This is a genomic window from Paenibacillus sp. 01T443 (assembly GCF_056398325.1).
Window position 1 is genome coordinate 35,776 of record NZ_JBFTPE010000017.1, and the last position, 20,247, is coordinate 56,022.

A 20,247-nucleotide genomic window follows, 5' to 3' on the forward strand; every position below is an offset into this window, starting at 1 on the left:
TGGTAATAACATGTGGAAGCTGCTTATAGCAGATGATGAGCCAAAGATACGAAGAGGGCTCGCAAAGGTACTGCCTTGGGATGAACTTGGTATCGAGCTTGTTGGCGAAGCCGAGAACGGTTTAGAAGCGCTTGAGCTCGCAGCAGAACGAAAGCCGGATATTCTGTTCGTCGATATTTGCATGCCATTCGTCGACGGACTAGAGTTCATCGAGAGACTGCGGCAAACGTTGGAACGCTGCATCGTCATTGTCATCTCGGGACATGATGAATTCCGGTATGCGCAGCAGGCGGTAAAGCTTCATGTCTTTGAGTATATGCTTAAGCCTGTCGTGAAGGCCAAGCTGGAAAGCGTCGTTCGGAAAGCGATCGGCGAGCTCGAGCAAGAACGGGATAAGGAGCGGAAAATGGTATGGATGGACCAGCAGCTCAAAACAAATTCCATCGCCATTCGAGATACGTTTTTATTGAAATGGCTGGATGGCATCGTAGCTCCGGAGGAAATTCATAATCAAACAACATTTTTAAAGCTAGGCTGGACAGGGGCTGTCGGAATGATTGCGTTTAAGGTCATTCAGAACGTGGGATCCGGCAAATCTATGCGTGTATGGGACCGGGATTTGCTAGAGTTTGCGTTAAAAAATATAACGGAGGACCTGCTCACAGCCGAAGGCGCAAGGAATCACGTGGTTCTCAATGATAAGAAAGGCCATATTATCGTACTGGGCCGTATTGATAACTATTCGGAATGGCTGCTGCTCGGTACGAAGATTCAAGACAAGATGGAGTCACTGCTGGAGAAGACCATTATCGTAGAGCAGCAGGCATTAGAATCAGTCGAGGAGCTGCCTAGTTTGCACCGAACCTTGATGAGGGAGCTCAGCAATAAAGGAAGCCTGTCGCCAATCGTTATTTTGACCAAAAAATTTATTGATCGGAACTATGGCATGCCAACGTTAACGCTCGGGGATGTTGCAGAGGGCGTGCAGGTTAGCCCTACTTATCTAAGCAAGCAGCTTAAGCGTGAGCTTGGCCTATCATTTATTGATTATTTGACGGAGGTGCGCATTCGCAAAGCGATACAGCTTATGAGCGATCCGTTATATAAGGTTTACGAAATTGCGGAGAAGGTTGGGTACAGCAGCCAGCATTATTTTAGCAGCGCCTTTAAGAAGGTGACCGGAACCTCCCCAATGGTTTACAAGAAGGGAATACGGTCATGATCGGAAGGAATGCTTTAAGGATTGTTATCCTCTTTGCTCTGTTTATTGCCGCGGTTTTTCTCCTGCGCTCCTGTATTCAGAATCCGGAGGGTTCTGGCAAGGATAGCGATATCGGCTACAAGTATTTGATCGGTGTTTCGCAGCCCAATTTGAGTGAGCCCTGGCGCGTTGCGATGAATGAAGAGATTGAGCAGGAAGTCGGGAAGCACGGAGATATGCGGGTCATCTTTACCGATGCAGCGCAAAGCAGTGATCAGCAAGCGCAGGATGTAAAGAAGCTGGTGGGCTACGGCATAGATCTGCTTATTATTTCGCTTGATGATCCGGTCGCGCTAACGCAAACGGTAAGCTCCGTTTACAAGGATATTCCTGTAATTGTGCTCGGACGGGGTGTCGCGGGTTATGATTATACGCTTTACGTCGGCACGGATGATGAAATGATCGGCAGAAAAGCAGGCGAATTTGCAAGAGAGACGTTAGGGGCATCCGGCGGAAAAATAGTTGAAATGCAAGGCTTAGCAGGCTCGCCTACCGTTGAGGAACGAAGCAAGGGTTTCCGTGAAGCGATCCAGGATTCTAAGCTGAGCATTGTTAAGACGATGAATGGGGATTGGCAGCGTGACTTATCTGAGGATTTGTTAGTCGGCTGGTTAAAGGACAATCAAGACGTTGATTTAATATTTGCCCAAAACGAGGCTATGGCGCTAGGTGCCTACCGAGCACTGCAGAAGCTTGGCTTGAATCATGTCAATATCATCGGCATCGATGGGGTCAACTCTGAGAATGGCAGCCTGCAGCTCGTATCGAAGAACAAGCTGACCGGCACTTTTACGAGTCCGCCAGGCGGCAAGGAAGCGATACAGTATGCTATTGATATTTTGAATAAGGAAAAGGGCATTCCGAAGAAGGTGATTTTGCGAAGCCAGAAAATAACTGATAAATGGGCGGTAAGCAGCGAGCAGTCCATTTCACCTTCGCCTAATCCTACACCGGATCAAACGGAAACTCCGCTTGTTTTAGGGTTTGCGCAGGTAGGGATGGAGAGCGGATGGCGGATCGCGCATACGAAGTCGGTTATTGATGCCGCGAAGGAGGCTGGCGTCGAGCTGCTCTATGAGAATGCTGAACAATCGCAGGATAAACAAATTGAACTCATTCGTCAGTTTATTAAGCAGAAGGTTGATGTTATTGCGTTCTCTCCTAAGACGGAGACCGGCTGGGATGAGGTGCTGAGAGAGGCAAAGGACGCGGGGATTCCGGTGATTTTGTCGGACCGCGAGGTGAACGTCAGCGATGATACGCTGTGGACCGCTTATATCGGATCGGATTTTCGTGAAGAGGGACGACGCGCGGCAAGATGGCTTATTCAACAGGCAGAAGAAGGAGAAAGCTATCCAATCATAGAGCTTCAAGGCACGCAGCATTCCGCTCCGGCTGTCGGGCGCAAGCAAGGGTTTAGGGAGGTTATCCAGACCGATAAAAACTTTACGATGCTGGAGTCGCTGCAGGGAGATTTCACGAAGAAACAGGGCAAGCTGCTGATGGCAGCCGCATTAAAGCGGCAGGGCTCTAAGATCAAGGTCGTGTATTCCCATAATGACGATATGGCGCTGGGGGCCATTGAGGCCATAGAAGATTTTGGCCTGCGGCCAGGAAAGGATATTATAATCATTTCTGTTGATGCGACCAAATCAGCGCTTAAAGCGCTCAGCATTGGCAAACTGAGCTTTGCAGTAGAGTGCAATGCGCTGCTTGGGCCTCAGCTGATGAAAGCCGTGAAGGATTTGTCGGAGGGCAAGGAGCTGCCCATGAAGATTATTACGGCTGAAGGCGTGTTCACGCAAGAATCCGCCAAAACAGCGCTCGCAGGCAGAGAATATTAGTGGAGAGGACTTTGGCAAGCCCCTCGCATAGGTTGACAAGCTGAGCATCGCAAGAGCAGAACAAAGCGATACCCTTAAGGAAAAGAGGCGCTGCTATGTCATCCTTGATCGAAAGAGTCAAACAGATTGCCGCAGGCTTTGACGACGAAGCTCTGCGATCGATTGAAATAAATCCTTTGCTCGTTGAAGCGGGCGCCATCGAACAGGTTGCTCCTTATTTGAAGGAACGGCAGTACGCTCAGGTTATTGTCGCAGCAGATGCGATTACTTATGGGATTGCCGGTAAGACGTTTGAAGAAGCGATAGCTGCGCTCGGCATTTCCGTCCAGGTCACGCTAATTAAGCCTGATCGCCAAGGCGACGTCATTGCGGACGAAGTCTAAATCGTACAACTGCTGCTGGATATCCAGCAGAAAAATGCGCAGGTTGTCGTTGCCGCCGGCTCGGGAACGATCCACGATATTTCCAGATATGCCGCCTATACGGCGGGCATTCCTTTCGTATCGGTACCGACAGCACCGTCTGTCGACGGCTTTAATTCCAAAGGTGCCCCGACCATCATCCGCGGTGAGAAGAAGACCATTGCCGCCATAGGACCCGATGCGATATTCGCAGACCTGGACATTTTATCAAAGGCTCCGGCTGCAATGGTCGCAGCAGGATTTGGCGATATGCTGGGCAAATACACCTCACTGTTCGATTGGAGCTTTGGCGCTTCGGAGGGCGGTGAGCAAGTTGCTTAGGTTATATGCACAGTTAAGGCCAGTCTAATAGAATATTTTTTCTAAATATAAGAGCTGTTTGAAGTACCTTAATCGGATTCCATACAGCTCTTTTTGTGCACTCAATTGATAAGAAAGCTCTATCAAGTAATAAAAAACAGACTTGTTTAATAAATTTTAATATATTTCATACTGGACAAGTTGGTAATATTATCCTATTGTTTTTAGGAGATAGCGGGGGGGGGATGCCAATGTGGAGCCGGATAAAGCCGAAGAAGACGTATTCCAGCATTTTTTTTTACTCTTTCATAGCCGTAAGCTTGCTCACCCTGGTGTTTACTTTGTTCCTGAGCCGGCAGTTCGCTCAAAGCGCAATGAATGAGATCAATAAGTCCAACCAAGAGAAAATGAACCAGGTCGTGAAAACCTCGGAATTTACTTTGCAGAAATTGCGTCAGTTTGCGCTCAGAATTTATTCGGATGAAAATATCGCAATGTGGATCAACATGGGTGAAAATGATTATTCCCCCCTGTCGTTATATAAAGCGGCCGAAAGCGTAAGGGAATATATGAGCAGCGAGCCTTTCATAGACGGCATTTATTTATTTAACTTCAATCAAGGCCAAATCTATACTTCAGACTCAAGCATTTATACGATACAGGATTTCTATGACCAGGCCATGCTGAATTACATTAAGAATCAGAAAACGCCTTATCTGCAGTTTGTCAACCATGAGGTGAAGGGCAAATCGCATCTAGCGCTTGTCGTACCGGCAGCCGGGCCTAATCAGAACTATCATGGATTCGTGGCGATTCTCTTCAGCAAGCCGCTGCTGAATGAGCACATGCTGCAAATATCGGAGAAAGATCAGAACAAAATTTTTATTGAAGGCAAAAATAAGGAGTTCATTCTGGGCAATACGGATGCCGCTTTGACGGAAGCTATCATGGGGACGGATAAGCCGGAGGCGGCAAAACAGGGCTGGAAATGGGAGTACGGCCATGAAACCTGGTCCATTCAGACGGCACAGCTTCCTATTGATGGTTGGAAGGTTTATCATTTGTCACCAATCTCTCTGTGGCAAGCGAAAATAACCAAGATCCGGACGGAAATTATCGGTTCCTCGATCATTCTGCTGTTGGCTTTGCTGTTATTCTTGTTCTGGCAATCCTACCGCAGCTTGAAGCCCATTAGCGACTTGGCCTTTCAACTGCAAAGCAAGCTCGGCAAGAAGCATCCGATGGCGCAGACAGCGAATTCCAATAATGAGATTCAGTGGATTCATTCCGGCTTCCATCTTCTTGTCGAGCAGATCGAGCAATTGGACTTGTCGATCAAGAGCAGCAAAGCTTTGGTGAAGGAGGATTTCTTACGACAATGGATTTTTAATTCGAAAGCTTCCGGACCCGTAGAAGCCTTTATTAGAAGTGAAACGAAAATCCTCCAGACGGGCTCTTTCCGTATGACGGTCGTACGGCTGGAATCTTACGGGCGGTTCAAGGAATGTTACGATTTCGCTTCGCGAAAATTGCTCCGCTATGCACTGGGCAATATTATGGTCGAAGTGCTTGCGAATCACGGGTTTGCCGCGGAAACGGTTGATTTCAGCTCGGATCACCTCGTAGCGCTTATTTCTTCGTCCGGTTCGGGGGAAGATACGGCGCCGGTCATCGCAGCGATGGAGGAGGTAAGAGCTCAGATCAGACGGTGGCTGAAGCTGGAATTGCATGCCGCTGTCAGCTCCTTGCTTCATTTGGAAGACAATGTGCACACCATTTATAACCGGATGTACGAACTGACTTTGATCGGGTTCATTTATAACGAGGATCGGGTATTCACCTTCGAAGATCTGGAGCGGTATCAGCTGGGCGAAGACAGCAAGCTGGACGAAGACTTGCTGAAGCAGGTGATTTATTCCGTTCACCTTAAGAACGATAAGGCTCTAAAGAGTTACCTGGATGAACTTACCTTGCATATGCAGGCGCTAAGCTATGAGGAATGCAAGATGCAGCTGACTCATATTATTTATTCGATTATGAAAAGCTTCAAGAACTATAAGACGTTCCAAGGAATGAAGAGCATCCATACTTTCCTGGAGCAATTCGCAACCATTGGAGAAGTGAACTCGTGGCTGTACGGTGAGCTGCTGCAGATCATGGATCAGCACCGCAAGAAGAATGCTTCGAGCCGAAAGGACGAGGTCGCCGCCGAGATGATCGAATATGTGCGCAACCATCTTCACAATCCGATGCTTTCCGTGGACGACATTGCCACTCATGTGTCCATATCCGTAAACTATGCCCGGCAAATCTTCAAGGAGCATTTTGAGTGCTCATTATCCGACTATATTACAAACCAACGGATCGAGTACGCGATCAAGCTGCTTACAACGACCGATTGGACGGTAGCCGATATAACGGAACAGTCCGGTTTTCAAACCAAGAGCACCTTCTATTCCCTGTTCAAACGGGCAACCGGAATGACGCCGAACCAATACCGTACTGAAAATACGCAAGATAAAGAGTAGAAATCAGTACTTTAGCCAATTGGAAAATGAATACATGCCCTTTTATCAGCTTTCGTACCAATTGTTAGATACCGGACTGTACGGAAACCGAACAACCCGAGTATGATCAGACAGAAGCGGGATGCGCGAGTCAAGACGGAAATCGTCGCGGCCGCCCCCCGGATGATCATCAAGCAGGAGGGGTTAAGCCATGAAGTTAAGAAGAAGAGGGTTCTTGTTAATGGTCGTATCGCTAATTCTGACAGGAATATTGGCCGGCTGCAGTTCGAATGGGCCGGTCCCTTCCGAAACCGGCGAATCGCCGCAGGCTTCCGAGGACGGTAAATTGAATCCGGCTACATTGAAGATCATGTTCCCCGGAGATCCGCCGGCTAACTGGGATGAAGTCAAGGCGGAGATGGAGAACCGTCTGACGGGTACGCTTAATGTGAAGCTGAACGTGGTGTTTATCCCATGGACGGACGTTCTTCAGAAGCGTCAAGTTGCATTATCCTCCGCGGAAGATTACGATCTGATCTGGGACAATAATCCGGTGCAAAATATAGCCGCAGGCCTTTATGAACCGTTGGACGAATTGATCGAAAAATATGGGCCCGATATCAAGGCCAACCGCTCTGCGGAGCTGATGGAAGCCAATAAGGTAAACGGTAAATTGTATGCGGTTCCGCTTGAAGTGAATTTCATACGCCCATGGACGTTTGTCATTCGCAAGGACATTCGGGAGCAGCTGGGAGTCGAACCGATCAAGAGCTATGACGAGCTGATCGAATTTATGTATTTGGTGAAAGAGAAGGTTCCGGAAATCACTCCGTTCATTCCTAACGGTACGGAACATATCAGCTTGAGGCTTGCTAACATGCTTGATCCGACGGCCAACATTGCAGCCGTATTGAACTATCCCGGACTGTACACCAAAGGGAACGACGGGAAGGTCTATAATATTTTCGATAACATGGACCCCATGATAATGAAAAATTTCGAACAATACCACAAGCTGTATCAGGACGGAATTTTGGCCAAAGACACTCTTACGCTTAAAAATGCGGAATTTGCCAAAGGAAAGGCGGCTGTATCCACGTTTTTCGATTTCGGCGTCAATCTGAATACCCGCACGGCGCTTGAAAAATCGGTTCCGGGAGCTTCTGCCGAAGCCTACTCCTTATACGACACAGGCATGAAGCTGAGCTCGACCTACAAAGCGGGCAATTTTATTGCTGTTCCAGTGGTCAGTAAAAACAAAGAACGCGCCATTCAATTCCTTAATTGGCTGAACCAGAAGGATAATTACGATTTACTTGCCTATGGTATAGAGGGGGAAAACTGGGAAGATGCGGGAGAAGGTCTTTATAACCCGATCAAAGATAACCCTTATGCGGGAATTCCTTTCGCATGGGGCTGGAATCCGAAGCTGGATCGAATCGATGCCAGCCTGCCTGAAGATGTTATTGCGCTGAATAAGTGGCAGAGGGATCCGAGTAACTTCACAACGGATATTCTGACGGGCTACACCTTCAATCCCAGCCCGGTAGCCAATGAAGTGGCACAACTCAGCAATGCGGGCGTGGAGTTTTATAATCCGATCGTGATGGGGCTGGTGGAACCGAACGAGGGTCTGGCCAAGTTTAAGGAAAAGGCCTATGGCGATATAAAGAAAGTCCAAGCAGAGTATCAGAAGCAGTTGGATGAATATCTGGCTGGCAAGAACAAGTAAGCCATCAAAAAAAAACCGGCCGGCCTTAAATTAAGGCCGGCCGGTTTTTTTTCTAATATCGGTAAACTCCGTACTTATCGGAGTGATAGAATTCGAACCTTCACAGGATGTTGCCGTTCATACCTTTTGATAAATTCAAGACTATACGTACGGCATCACTATTGCGTAATATGCACGTATAGAAGAAAAGAAAGGAGGCTTAAAATGGCGATTCTGCARCAGCTGAGGAAAAACAAATGGCTTTATGCGATGTCGCTTCCCGTCATTGTGTACGTGTTTATTTTTTCTTACTTGCCGATGTCCGCTCATATATTGGCCTTCAAGCAGTTTACACCGGCAAAGGGACTCTGGGGAAGCGAGTGGGTCGGCTTCGACAATCTGACGTTTTTTTTCACCGGTCCGGATTGGCTGGGGGTTACATTGAATACAATTTACTTGAATCTTCTGTTCATTGTTTCGGGAACTGTATGTTCCCTATGCATTGCGCTGCTGCTGAATGAAATCCACCATTCCGTATTCAAAAAGGTGACGCAATCGCTCATCATTCTGCCGCATTTTATTTCCATTATCGTCCTTAATTTGTTGGTCACAAATTTCTTTAACGGGCAGGACGGCATGGTTAATCGCTTGATGAAGGAATTTGGTTTTCAGACGATCGCCTGGTTTCAAACGCCGGAGGTTTGGCCATGGCTGCTCACGATCCTATTCGTATGGAAGGGAGCAGGATGGGGATCCATTATTTATCTTGCAACCTTGACGGGTTTCTCCGAGGAGTATTATGAAAGCGCTAAAATCGACGGCGCCAAGCGATGGCAGCAGATTTGGTATATTACGCTGCCGCTGCTGCGGCCGACCATTATCGTGCTGACGCTTCTCTCGCTGGGACGTATCTTTTACGGCGATTTCGGCTTGATTTACGGCATCATCGGAGACAATTCGCTGCTCTTCAATTCTACGGATGTGATCGATACGTATACCTACCGGTCTTTGAGGTCCACGAATATGAACAGCTACAGCAATGCCTCGGCAGTCGCCTTATTCCAGTCTGTTATGGGGCTGATCACCATTTTGTTCTTCAATTGGGTTGTCCGCCGGGTAGATAACGATTCGAAGCTGTTCTAGAGAGGGAGGATTGAATGAGCATGAAACAGCGGGATACTTCGCAACTCGCCGTTTCCGCAGCGGCTTATCTAGTCATCGGCACTTTCGCTCTGATTTGCTTTATTCCTTTCTGGCTTATGTATATCGGGTCGTTTACGGCAGAGAGTCAGATTGTCAAGGGCTTTCGTATGTTTCCTACGGAATTTACGCTTGATTCCTACCGTTTTTTGTTCCAGGGCAGCCAGGTGTATTACAGCAGTTTCGTTTCTGTTTTTATTACTGTGGCCGGTACCGTCGCAGCAGTGCTTATGACTTCCATGTTCTCCTATGTTACTGCCCATCCAAAGGTAAAGTACCGGTATGTCCTTTCCTTCTACATTTATTTCACGATGCTGTTTCCGCCCGGTCTGGTCGGTTATTATTTGCTCATTTCCAACTGGCTGAACCTGCGGGATTCGATGCTCGCACTTATGCTGCCGCTCTTGTTCTCCGCCTTCAACGCCTTCTTGATGACATCATATTTCCGGACGCTTCCCTTCGAATTGAATGAGGCGGCAACCGTGGACGGTGCGCATGAGCTGTATATCTTCTTCCGGATCATCTGGCCGATTTCCATGCCAGTTATTGCGACGATCACCCTGTTCTATGCCCTTTCTTATTGGAACGACTGGTTTAACGCGCTGATGTTTATCGACGATCCGCAAAATCATCCGCTGCAGATGATGCTGCGAAGAATCGTTTCCAATTCGGAGAATCTGGATTATTTGAATGCGAATCTCAATATTCCCGTCACGACGACAGGCATTCAGCTTTCGACTGTTGTTATTACGATCGGGCCGATCATTTTCTTGTATCCGTTTCTGCAGCGTTATTTTATCAAGGGGATGACGATCGGAGCCATTAAGGGATAGGGGGAATGGATGGATGAGACCTCGTTTCCGGTATACACCGGAGCCGGTGCTGGAGCCGGTTCCAGGCTGCGAGTGGGCAAGCAAAATGGTGCTGAACCCGGCTATTGTTAAAGACCCGGCTTCCGATCGGCTGCATATGCTCTTCCGGGCAACGGGCCCATGGTCCCGGAAGCGCAAGGAAGGCAAGCATGACCCGTATCCGATCTTTCTCGGATATGCGGCGAGCAGCGACCTGGGGAGAACGTGGACTGCCGATTTCTCCCGGCCTGCCATTGCCCCTGCACTGAATGAGCGGTATGAAGACATTTATATAACGGATATAAACGGTAACCGCGTACGGGATTATTCGAACGGCTGCATCGAAGATCCGCGCATTTTTCCGGTAGAAGGGGAGCTTTATCTGTCCGCGGCATGCCGACTGTTTCCACCCGGCCCGTATTGGCTTATCGATCGGGAGCCGCCGGTCGATACGCGCAACGACTACGTGCCGGAATGGGTGCATGAGGGGGATGATCCTTTCCGCGTGACCGCCTGCTCCAACCCGACCGTAACCGTGCTGTATAAGCTGGACCTGGATAAGTTGAAAGCGTGCCGCTATGAGGAAGCCTTTGCCTATGTATGCCCGTTGACGGAGGGCTATGTCAGCGATAACCGCGACGCCTTCCTGTTCCCGAACAAGATGCTGATTGGCGGGAAGCTGCAATATGTGATGCTGCATCGCCCGATGACGGCTGCCTTATTCCCTCAAGGAGCCAGGGCAAAGAAACCGTCGATCTATCTCGCTGCGGCGGAAAAGCTGCAGGATTTCGCTTGCGGCAGGGTAACCCACCGTCTGCTGGCCACGTGTATATTCCACTGGGAAGAGGATCGGATCGGGGCAAGCTGGGCGCCGCTCCAAATTTCGGCCGGCGAATGGCTGGTTTCTTACCATGGCAAGAAAGATGCCAGCTTCGGCTATACGCAATCCTTCATGATTTTGCGCGAGCAGGATAACGATTTCCCGGTTGTGGCGCATCGATGCTCCGAGCGATTGATGTACGCCAGCCAGGAATGGGAGATGCCGAGCGATTATCCTACGCCTTGCTTATTTACAACAGGAGGAATCGTTATAGGAGATGATCTGATTATGTCTTATGGGGCAGCCGATCAGAAAGCAGGCATTTCTTGGGTGAATTTTGCCGAGCTGGTGGAGTATATCAAGCAATTTGACGCAGAAGGCCGGAAGGTGGAAAAACAGAGGTATTAAATAGCGAAATTGATTAAAAAAGGTTAATTTTTCAATAGTAAAAGAATATCTGCAGTTGTGTAAGCGTACACATGCCTCTGAGACAGGTTCTCGCGGTTACTCTAATCCGCAGCGGAAGGAATTTGTAAGTAAACGCTTTACAGGATTAATTAACCGTTTTAACAATGTCGATGACTACGATGGTGGAGGTTAATTATGAACAAATGGTATAGAGGGTATCTAGGTTATGCTTTTAGACTATTACTAGTAATCGTGCTGGTATTGTCGTTCATCCCTGCCGGGGGAGCTCTCGCGGAAGGTACGCTGCTTAGAACCGGAAACTATTATTACAGCCCTGCCCCGGATGCAGGCAGTTCTCCCGACAAAGGAGCTACCGGTTTGGTATCGTCAGAGAGCGGCGTACTTCTTGACACCTTAACGACGACTTATGCCGGATGGATGGGAAGCGCAACCTCCAAAGGGACGGTACAGGTGGTGTTTGACCTGCTGAAGGACTACCCGCTGGACAGCATAAACATCGTATTGAATTCGCCCAACAGTTTTTGGGGGTTTAAGGAATTTACGGTCAAATACCGCCCCGAGGCTACAACGGATTATTACTATATTGCCGGCAAGCATGTAAAATCAGGAACCGCCTTGAACTATTCGGTCAATATCCCGATGAACAACAAAACGGCCAGGTTTATTGTCATCGATATTAAGCGGTCGCACGCCTATCAGCATATCCCGCTTACGGAAATACAAATCTATAAGGGCACAGGCGATGAAGGGCAGAACCCGGCTGCTGCTTTTACCGTAGAACAGATGCAGGCTGAGCTTAAGAAAGATTCTTTAATGGTGGATAAATACGGACAGTGGATTTATGAAACGTGGTCGGGAAAGGTTGCAACAGACGCGCAATTGAAGCAGGAATATGCGAATGAGGCGAAGGCGCTGGCGAAAGTTTCGCTGGATCGAAACAAATATGATCAGTACGGCGGGATTAAAAGCGGGGGACAGTACAAATGCACCGGATTTTTCCGACTTGAACAAATCGATAATAAATGGTGGTTTATTACGCCGGACGGCTATAAATTCATTTTAAAGGGCGTGGATGCGACAAGTATATGGGAGTGGGGATACGGAACGCCGTTTAATAAAACGGACGGCACTCCCCGGAAGGTGTTCGAGGAGCTTCCTGATCCTAGCGTCTATGCCCCCGCTTACGCCAATGACTTAAATGGTGAAAGAGTCAGCTTCATCATCGCCAACATTATGAAAAAATACGGCAGCAATTATGAGTCGAAATGGGAGGAAATCACCAAGAAGCGCTTGATCAATTGGGGATTTAATGCCTTTAGCAAGTGGAGCAGACCTAATAATGTCACGTTTCCCTATATAGAGGTTCTGCAAGATCCGTTAAATTTGAAAAGGATACAATGGACGTACGATGTGTTCGATCCGCAGGCTGAATCCATTATCGACAACGCCTTGAGCGCACAGCTTCAAAAGGCGAGGAATGACCGGTGGCTGATCGGCTACACTTACGATAACGAGGCCGGATGGACGGCCGATATTGTAAAAGAGATTTTGAAGTATGATTCGACCTCTGCGGCGAAGGGCGCCTTTGTGGATTTTCTTGCGAAAAGGTATAACAACGACATTGCCGCCGTCAACCAGCTTCTTGGCACGAGCGCCGAATCATTTGACGCATTAAAGAATACGTCGATCGCGATCGCGAGCGTTCCGGCTGCGGATGTATCGGACTATATCAAGCTGGCATCCAAAACGTACTTCTCGATGATCCGGAATATTATTGAAAAATATGATACGAACCATTTGTTCTTAGGATCTTCTATCGTTCCCACCTGGCGGACCAGTCTGGATTGGGATTCGGCAGCTATGGAATTTGTGGATGCATTTTCCGTAGATAATTATACGAATGACGCGGGCTGGCTTTCCAGATATGAAGCTTTCGGAAAACCGCTGTTGAATCTGGAATATACATTTAGCACTAGCGAGCGCGGGTTATCGCCCGTCAATGCGGCTACAAGAAGAGCCAGTATAGCGGACAGAGGCGCGGCTTTCAAAGCTTTCATCGAAAGCCAAACGGCACATCCGCTGTTTGTCGGCTCGGGCTGGTTTGTGTACTTTGATCAAGCGGTTACTGGGCGTAAAGACGGCGAGAATTTCAATACAGGCTTGGTAAACCAGCAGGATCAGCCCTATACGGATATGGTCAATATCATGAAGAACGTCAATGGGGGGCTGGAAACAATCCATGCGAACGGAGGCTAAACCCGGCCCCTAACGAAATCAAATTGCAGTGACGCATAATTGTTTAGGTTGAGCAGTATTTGTATCTGCTCAACCGTTTTTTTTTGTCTCTTAATAGCCCTGAAATGAAAGCGTTTGCTTAAGTGAATGTTTTTTACTATGTGATTTAGAAAGGATGAACAATGTGCGACATACCATTAAACCAGCTTTTGCCCTCCTTATAGTCATGGCCCTTCTGGTATCGGTATTTACCGTTTCTGCAGAATCGGAGGCTGCCTATGACGAACTTCGGAAGAAATGGAAAGATGTATTGACGGGCGGAGCCTACTATGATTCAGCGACTCCGGAAATCGCCGCGAAAATCAGACAGATCGAAAATACGGCTATCAGTTACCGGGATTCTCTTCAACGTGGAACGGACCGCATCAATTGCAATTGCCTATGGCCGGCAAGCTCCTCAGAGCTTTCCGCCAGATCTTATATATTTACAAGCTATGACCGGATCAAAGCATTGGCTCTAGCTTACACAACCCATGGGAGCTCACTTCAATATGACAACACCTTGAAGATGGATATTATCGAAGCGTTGGACTGGTTGAACACGAATCGTTTCAATTCGACCAAACCCGGCCCCGGCACTTCGCAATGGTGGTATATTGAAATTGGATCTCCGCTGCGGCTCGGAGAAATCATGGTGATGATGTACGACGATTTGTCCCCGGAACAAATTGCCGCCTGGACGGCCGCTATCGATTATAACAGCCCTATCTCCTATAGCTCTGTCGAAGAATATAAATATATGGCTGCCAATCGGGTTTGGCGCGCCATCGTCCATGCCCTGCGCGGAATTACCGGTGAAAGCAGCGGCAAAATGATTCAGGCGCGCGACGGTTTGAGCGATGTTACCGATGGCCGGAATGGCCGGTTTAACGTTTTTGAATACGCAACCAATGGCGATGGCTACTATCCGGACGGATCCTTTATACAGCATGGAATATTCGCTTATAATGGTGGCTATGGCAACTCCCTCCTCAAAGACCTTTCCGATGTCATGTATCTATTAAAAGACACCCCTTGGGAAGTCACCGATCCGAAGAGCGCCAATGTTTGGAAATGGGTCTATGATTCCTTCGAGCCATTGTTGTATAAAACCGGTTTAATGATGGATATGGTCCGGGGCAGAGAAGTGGCCCGCTACAATTTCCAGGATTCCGTGGCAGGACATAAAGCGACCGCAAGCATTATTCGTCTGTCGCAAATCGCTCCGCAAGCGGATGCGGCAAGCTTTAAAAGCCTGGTTAAATATCTCGTCAGCAATGACAGCGGATTTTATTTAGATGCTTCCATCGAAATGAATTGGAGAGCCAATGAAATCGTGAAGGATTCGACGATCCCTTCCCGCGGAGACATCTTTTATAACAAAGTATTCAGCAGAATGGCCCGTGCCGTGCATGTGCGTCCCGGATTTGGCTTCGGCATCAGTATGTTCTCCGACAAAATCGCAAATTTCGAGAACAATTTTGAGTTGCGTAAAGGTTGGTACACCGGTTCGGGGATGACCTACAYCTATACGGAAGATAAAGAACAGTACAGCGATAATTTCTGGGCGACCGTTAATTTTAAACGGCTTCCCGGAACCACGGCCGATACAAAACCAAGAACGCTTAACGTCAATGAATCGGTACACGTGAATTCGGATAATCGGGTCGGCGGCGTGTCTGACGGGAAATTCGGAGTAGTCGGAATGGGCCTTACGGCGCCGGGGGCATCGGGTACTTCGCTAAAAGGGAAAAAATCGTGGTTTCTCTTCGACGACGAAGTGGTTTCGCTTGGATCCGGTATTCAGTTGGACGATCAAGAGGCTTATTCCGTTGAAACCATCGTGGACAACCGGAAGCTGAATGCGTCCGGAGATAACGCGCTGACCGTAAATGGAACGGCCAAACTTACCTCGCTCGGATCAGAAGAAACGATGAACAATGTTTCGTGGGCGCACCTGGCAGGCAATGTTCCGAATTCCGACATCGGCTACTATTTTCCAGGAGGACAGACTGACGTTAAAGGTTCGCGCCTGACCAGCACGGCTAAATGGGGTGACCTGAACGTCAATCAGAGACCGTCACCGGATAATCCGATTACCCGCAATTATTTGACGCTTTGGCTCGATCACGGCATTAGCCCGAACAACGCCGCGTACCAATACGTAACGCTGCCTAATAAAACGGCAAATCAAACGGAGGATTATGCCTCCAAACCGGATATCAAGATATTGGTGAACTCACCGGACGCTCATGCGGTGAACGAGAAAAAGCTCGGCATCACCGGCGCTTTCTTCTGGAACAACGAAAAAATCAAGGCAGGCGGAATAACCAGCAACAAAGTCGCCGCCGTTATGGTCAAGGAAAAGGACGGTGAACTGACCGTTTCCGTAGCCGACCCGACGCGCGCAAATAACGGAACGATTGAGATCGAGCTTGACAAAAAAGCAATCGCTGTCATTTCCGCAGATCCCGGTATTACGGTAACACAATCGGTTCCAACCATCCGTTTCTCGGTAGATACCGCGGATTCTGAAGGCAAGACGTTCCAAGTGAAATTCCAAATTCCCAGGTAACCGGTATACTAAGCGGAAACGCGCAGCATTTTTTCATGCAAGCCTGATATGAAACAAGGAAACATGACCGTCATATAGGTCATGTTTCCTTGTTTTATGGCGCTACTCCTTCGCTTATACCGGAGTAACTGTTGTATTGTCCCCAATTCCGCGTTACATGGCCCGGCTCCCGAGGATCGTCATAATCCCAAGTGTTGTGAAACGGCGTCAGAGCGATGGAATAGCTATCGCCACAGGTGCCATTGGCCGATAGACTCTTGAGCATCTCAAACAGAACGCTGCACCATGTGTTCGTAACTTGAATCAGGCGAAGTTTGCCTTTTTTGATTACGAACTTGTGGTGGAGCGTTTTTTTGCGTTCCCAAACAACCCAATTTCACGAAAGAGAGATGTTCAAACATGACAAAAGCCAAAAGAAGTGTAATGTGTTACCTCGAATCCGGACTTAGCGTTCCGCTTCCAGAAGGTGTAGAACCCAACACACCTGCAGCTTTTGTACTGATTGTCGCCGCTTTTCAAGAATTGCTGAACGAACCAGAACAGATTTTCGAATTCCATCAGGAACTCAATGAAAGGATCGACGTTGGCACTGATGCTGAAAATGAGCAAACGTCAGAGGCGAAGCAACAAGATAATCGGGAGTAATCCCAGTGTGAAGCAGCACCCAATCAAAAGGGTTTTGCTTTTTTTAATATCCCAAAAATGAAGGGTGAGGAAGAGAATGACAATGGTAAATGAAGTGGCGGATGTTCGTACTGCAGGGCAGCTAGGGAAAGAATTGGCTTACGACGCGGGTGTAGTCATTTGGGGCAGCAAAAAACAAGTGGCAGAGCTTCGTGAAGAACTCCGTACAACGATGGGCCAAGGCTCTGTTTCGAAAATCATGAACAGACTCGAAACGGTGAACCCGGCTCTCGCTGCTCAATACTGTGTGAAGGACAACATACTTAAAAAGTTCGATTTTGAAGCGGAGTATAAGCAAGGGACCGAGATTCAGGTGTCCATTAATAAGAAGCTGATCCTGGACCGGATCGCGCAGAAACCAACCGGAAAAGACGAGGAAACACGTCGCCATTTCATTCACGCGATCGAGGAAATCGAGCAAATCCTCAGAGCAGTGAAGACTTTTTGGGTACCAGTGTGATAGTTGTCGATTACGATCCTAGTTGGGTTCCGTTGTTTGAAGAGTTACGACGCTTCGTACTTCCTGTTTTAAGCGACATCGTAATCACAATAGAACATGTTGGGAGTACATCCATCCCAGGGTTAGCAATGTACATGAAGGTGATTTAGGCGTTACAGGGCGGGAGGCCTTCGTTCCTCCTGATGATGTAACCAGGCATCATCTCTACGTGTGTACCATGGAAAACGCCGAATATAAGCGTCATATCCTATTTCGAGATTATTTGCGAAGTCATCCAGAGGACGCCAAAATGTATGGCGACTTGAAGCTTGCGCTCACTCAACGATTCCACAATGACCGTTCGGCATATACAATTGCTAAGAGCGAATTAATAAGTGGGATACTGCAGCGTGCTGGTTGGAAATGATGTGTATTTTTAGCCTGGCTTACGTAAAAATGAACAGGCAGAATAACCGCAATTGCATTGCTATTTTAGGCATTGTCACAAATGGGATTCGTTAATCGTCATGTTTGCATCAGACCGGAAAGGATTGATATACATGATGGAGAATCGTTATGAGCCGACATGGGACGTTGTCATTATTGGAGCCGGCATCGCCGGATTAACTGCTTCGATTTATTTGGCACGGGCAGGCCAGACCGTATTGTTGCTTGACAAAGGAACGCAGCTCGGAGGCCGCGCCGCTTCGACCGATATCGCGGCTTCGCGCGTTAACTTGGGAGCTCATGCTCTTTATAAGAGCGCGCTTCCTATTTTGCAGGAGGTTGGCGTTACTCCAACTGGATTGATGCCGAAGCCAACAGGCACGTTTGTGTTCAAAGGAGCGAACGGCAGCAACGAAGCGCTTCCCCTCGGACAGCTATTGCTCGGTTCATTCCTTAAGTGGCACGAGAAAACCCAATTGCTTCGCTTCTACAGCCGCCTCCGCAAGACAGACACTTCCGCTCTGGATAAGGTTAGTCTGCAAGCTTATTTGGAATCACAAATCTCCAGCCCGCGCGTACGCAATGTCGTGCTTGCGCTCGTTCGCGTATCCACCTACTGCGATGCCCCCGACCTGCTAAGCGCAGGTGCCGTAATTGAGCAGCTCAAACATGGCCAAGTGCTGTATGTGGACGGAGGCTGGCAAGCCCTCGTGAGCCAGTTGACGGAACAAGCGCTTCAGGCGGGCGTGTCGATCCGCGCGAGCACGCCTGTACGAGAAATTGCCGGCAGCTTTCCTCAAATGTCAGTCAAACTAAAGGATGGAACAATGCTGACAACCAGTCATGTGCTATCCACTGCTGGACCGGCGGATACGCTAGCTCTCCTCAATCCAGCTCTTTCCCCTACAGAAGCCGCAGTCTATGAACAGATGATTCCTGTTCGCGCAGCATGCCTGGATCTTGTCGTTTCCGGGATGCCTCAACCCAAAACGAAATTTGTATTAGGCGCCGATTATCCTTGGTATTACTCCAACCATTCCGCTTTCGCCTCATTGTCCGATAATCCGGAATACGCGGTCGTGCATGTCATGAAATATTTGTCTGCTTCGACCTATTCGGAACCCCTGCAAGATGAACGCGAGCTGGAAGGCTTTCTCGACTTGATTCAGCCTGGTTGGCGCAAGCATATTATTCGGCATCGCTTCCTGCCGCGAATGATAGTCTCGCATGCCATCGTAACCGCCGGGAACGGCGGACTGTCGGGCAGACCCGGACCTGCGGTTGAAGGACGACCCGGACTGTATGTCGCTGGCGATTGGGTCGGATCTTCAGGTATGCTGCTTAACGCATCATTGGCTAGCGCGAAAGAGGCAGCCCGGAGTATAATTGCCAGTAAAAAACAAGAAAAAGAAGGGATTCATCGTGGAGCTTGATTCCGTGTACCGGATGTACAGACCGCTTCTTCTTTCCATCGCTTATCGCATGTTAGGGTCTGTTACGCATGCCGAGGATTTGGTGCAAGACGTATTCGTAACGGTGCAACAGCAGGAAATCAACAAGGTGGGCGGTCCCGTCCGCAACCTGAAAGCGTACTTGTGCAAAATCGTTACGAACCGTTGTCTCGATTACATGAAATCCGCGCGTAAAAAAAGAGAGGTATACGTTGGGCCCTGGCTGCCGGAGCCTCTCGTGCAAGAGTATGCGGTCATGGCAGGTTCGGCCTTCGCCGCGGGACAGGATCCGCTCCAAACAATCGTGCTGGAGGATACGATTTCGTATGCTCTCCTCGTCTTGCTCGAACGGCTTACCCCAATTGAGCGCGCGATATTCATTCTTCGGGAAGCCTTCGAATACGACTATCGCGATATTGCGGAGTTCGTTAACAAGACGGAGCTTGGATGCCGAAAAATTTACAGTCGCCTTAAACGAAAAATCCAAGCTGAGCCGCCCGCCGAACTGATCGCAAGCGCGCAGTCCGAGCAACTCGTGCTGAGCTTCCTCCATGCGACGTCTACGGGCGATATGGAAGGACTCTTCGCGATGCTCTCCGAGGACGTCGTGCTGTACAGCGACGGAGGCGGTAAAGTCATGGCGGCGATTAATCCTATTACATCGAGCAAGCGTGTCCTCGCATTCATTCAAGGGCTTGCGTCCAAGGGCGACAGCGAAGGAGTCGTGCGCCTCGTCAAAGTCAACGGCCAGCTAGGCTTTGTTCTAAGCAGTCCCACTGATTCTTATCCCACCGTCGTCAGCCTGGAGTTTAAAGGCGACCGGATTCAAAGGATTTATCTCATGCGCAACCCGGATAAGCTGCGGCATTTGAATTTGGGATGAGTAAGAGCGTTAAACGCTGATCGCTATTCGATATTCAATCGGGAAAAGGTCGGATAAAAACGAGTCTCTAAATTTTTGACTTACGGTAATTCACTTGTAACATTTGGTTGCTTCGGATCGTTTAATCATTATTAAGCTGTTTATGCCGT

The 20,247-nt window shown here is 48.6% G+C and carries 16 protein-coding genes and 1 pseudogene; all 17 read left to right on the forward strand.

Features of this window, described 5'->3' with window-relative positions; translation table 11 throughout:
- The first annotated feature begins 10 nt into the window (after positions 1–10).
- The 17 genes and pseudogenes from AC1DLI_RS25760 (at position 11) to AC1DLI_RS25840 (ending at position 20,098) form a co-directional block, all read left to right on the forward strand.
- The gene (locus AC1DLI_RS25760) at positions 11–1,222 is read left to right on the forward strand and encodes a response regulator transcription factor (protein ID WP_477607323.1); all 1,212 of its coding nucleotides are present in this window, start codon (positions 11–13) and stop codon (positions 1,220–1,222) included.
- Positions 1,219–3,105, forward strand: coding sequence for a substrate-binding domain-containing protein (locus AC1DLI_RS25765; protein WP_477607324.1), 1,887 nt, complete (start codon positions 1,219–1,221; stop codon positions 3,103–3,105). The genes AC1DLI_RS25760 and AC1DLI_RS25765 overlap by 4 nt, the downstream gene beginning before the upstream one ends.
- Before the next feature lie 95 nt (positions 3,106–3,200).
- A complete protein-coding gene (locus AC1DLI_RS25770) occupies positions 3,201–3,488 on the forward strand; it encodes a hypothetical protein (RefSeq protein WP_477607325.1) in 288 nt (95 codons plus the stop codon).
- Between the two features lie 21 nt (positions 3,489–3,509).
- Positions 3,510–3,692 (forward strand): annotated as a pseudogene (locus tag AC1DLI_RS25775) (iron-containing alcohol dehydrogenase); the annotation flags it as partial.
- A gap of 386 nt (positions 3,693–4,078) precedes the next feature.
- On the forward strand, positions 4,079–6,355 hold the full coding sequence (locus AC1DLI_RS25780; protein WP_477607326.1) for an AraC family transcriptional regulator: 2,277 nt from the start codon (positions 4,079–4,081) through the stop codon (positions 6,353–6,355).
- Between the two features lie 190 nt (positions 6,356–6,545).
- A complete protein-coding gene (locus AC1DLI_RS25785; protein ID WP_477607327.1) occupies positions 6,546–8,066 on the forward strand; it encodes an extracellular solute-binding protein in 1,521 nt (506 codons plus the stop codon).
- A gap of 204 nt (positions 8,067–8,270) precedes the next feature.
- Positions 8,271–9,188 (forward strand): ABC transporter permease, encoded by a 918-nt coding sequence (locus tag AC1DLI_RS25790; protein ID WP_477607328.1) that lies wholly within the window; start codon positions 8,271–8,273, stop codon positions 9,186–9,188.
- Positions 9,189–9,202: 14 nt separating this feature from the next.
- Entirely contained in the window at positions 9,203–10,078 is an 876-nt protein-coding gene (locus AC1DLI_RS25795; protein WP_309000224.1) for a carbohydrate ABC transporter permease, read from the forward strand.
- A gap of 13 nt (positions 10,079–10,091) precedes the next feature.
- Complete coding sequence (locus tag AC1DLI_RS25800) at positions 10,092–11,324, forward strand: glycoside hydrolase family 130 protein (RefSeq protein WP_477607329.1); 1,233 nt, start codon at positions 10,092–10,094, stop codon at positions 11,322–11,324.
- 195 nt (positions 11,325–11,519) lie between these two features.
- Positions 11,520–13,601, forward strand: coding sequence for a hypothetical protein (locus AC1DLI_RS25805; RefSeq protein WP_477607330.1), 2,082 nt, complete (start codon positions 11,520–11,522; stop codon positions 13,599–13,601).
- Between the two features lie 163 nt (positions 13,602–13,764).
- Positions 13,765–16,194 carry a polysaccharide lyase 8 family protein gene (locus AC1DLI_RS25810; protein WP_477607331.1) on the forward strand — a complete coding sequence of 810 codons (2,430 nt, stop codon included), beginning with the start codon at positions 13,765–13,767 and terminating at the stop codon, positions 16,192–16,194.
- A gap of 399 nt (positions 16,195–16,593) precedes the next feature.
- On the forward strand, positions 16,594–16,839 hold the full coding sequence (locus tag AC1DLI_RS25815) for a hypothetical protein (RefSeq protein ID WP_477607332.1): 246 nt from the start codon (positions 16,594–16,596) through the stop codon (positions 16,837–16,839).
- A gap of 76 nt (positions 16,840–16,915) precedes the next feature.
- The gene (locus tag AC1DLI_RS25820) at positions 16,916–17,338 is read left to right on the forward strand and encodes a hypothetical protein (protein WP_477607333.1); all 423 of its coding nucleotides are present in this window, start codon (positions 16,916–16,918) and stop codon (positions 17,336–17,338) included.
- On the forward strand, positions 17,335–17,487 hold the full coding sequence (locus AC1DLI_RS25825) for a GrpB family protein (protein ID WP_477607396.1): 153 nt from the start codon (positions 17,335–17,337) through the stop codon (positions 17,485–17,487). The genes AC1DLI_RS25820 and AC1DLI_RS25825 overlap by 4 nt, the downstream gene beginning before the upstream one ends.
- Positions 17,448–17,744 carry a GrpB family protein gene (locus tag AC1DLI_RS25830; protein WP_477607397.1) on the forward strand — a complete coding sequence of 99 codons (297 nt, stop codon included), beginning with the start codon at positions 17,448–17,450 and terminating at the stop codon, positions 17,742–17,744. The genes AC1DLI_RS25825 and AC1DLI_RS25830 overlap by 40 nt, the downstream gene beginning before the upstream one ends.
- Before the next feature lie 133 nt (positions 17,745–17,877).
- Entirely contained in the window at positions 17,878–19,197 is a 1,320-nt protein-coding gene (locus AC1DLI_RS25835; RefSeq protein WP_477607334.1) for a phytoene desaturase family protein, read from the forward strand.
- On the forward strand, positions 19,187–20,098 hold the full coding sequence (locus tag AC1DLI_RS25840) for an RNA polymerase sigma-70 factor (protein WP_477607335.1): 912 nt from the start codon (positions 19,187–19,189) through the stop codon (positions 20,096–20,098). Before AC1DLI_RS25835 ends, AC1DLI_RS25840 begins: the two co-directional genes overlap by 11 nt.
- Positions 20,099–20,247: the final 149 nt, after the last annotated feature.